1 protein-coding gene is annotated in these 963 nt (G+C 41.8%); it reads left to right on the top strand.

Annotation, left to right across the window (positions count from 1 at the left end; genetic code table 11):
• Positions 1–963: glycoside hydrolase family 70 protein (locus FD50_RS12960; protein WP_275453083.1), on the top strand; the 963-nt coding region annotated here is incomplete at both ends.

Genomic DNA, 963 nt, shown 5'->3' with positions numbered 1-963 from the left:
GAACAGCTGAACTGGCTGTATTATATGATGAATATCGGAACTATTGCTGGCAATGATTCAAGTGCCAACTTTGATGGTTATCGCGTCGATGCAGTCGATAATGTTGATGCCGATTTGTTACAAATTGCAGGTGATTATTTTAAAGCTGCATATGGAACTAATCAGAACGATGCTAACGCCAATCGTCATTTATCAATCCTAGAAGACTGGGAGAGCAGTGACGCAGCTTATGTTAAAGAACATGGAAATAATCAATTAACAATGGATTTTCCGATTCACTTAGCGCTTAAATACTCATTGAATACGCCACTGGGTCAGCGGAGCAACTTAGAAGCCAATCTGACGACCAGCTTAGTTAATCGTACAAATGATAATGCAGCTGAAAGCGGAGCGCAACCCAATTATTCTTTTATTCGGGCGCATGATAGCGAGGTCCAGACCGTTATTGCACAAATTATTAAAGATCACATTAATCCAAACTCTGACGGATTGACCGTGACCCCTGAAGAAATTGCACAAGCCTTTAAGATTTACAATCAAGACGAATTACAGGCTGATAAAAAGTATACCGCATACAACATTCCCTCGTCTTATGCACTTTTATTAACGAATAAAGATACAGTTCCCCGGGTCTATTACGGTGACTTGTTTACTGATGATGGTCAGTATATGGCGGCGCATTCTCCATATTACGATGCATTAACAGCCTTGTTAAAAGCCAGAGTCAAATATGTTTCTGGCGGTCAGAATATGGGAGTCGAGTATGTACAAGGCGATAGCACAATGGACAGTGGCAGTTACCGTGGAGTATTAACTTCGGTACGTTACGGCAAAGATGCGCTATCTGCCAGCTCTACCGGGGATGCTGACACGCGAACTCAAGGGATAGCAGTCGTCTTAAGCAATAATCCAGACTTGAAGTTAAGTCAAAGTGATCAAGTTGTTGTTAACATGGGTGTAGCT

It is taken from the genome of Liquorilactobacillus satsumensis DSM 16230 = JCM 12392 (genome assembly GCF_001435195.1).
Taxonomy (GTDB): domain Bacteria; phylum Bacillota; class Bacilli; order Lactobacillales; family Lactobacillaceae; genus Liquorilactobacillus; species Liquorilactobacillus satsumensis.
This window is presented reverse-complemented; position numbering and strand designations above follow the sequence as displayed.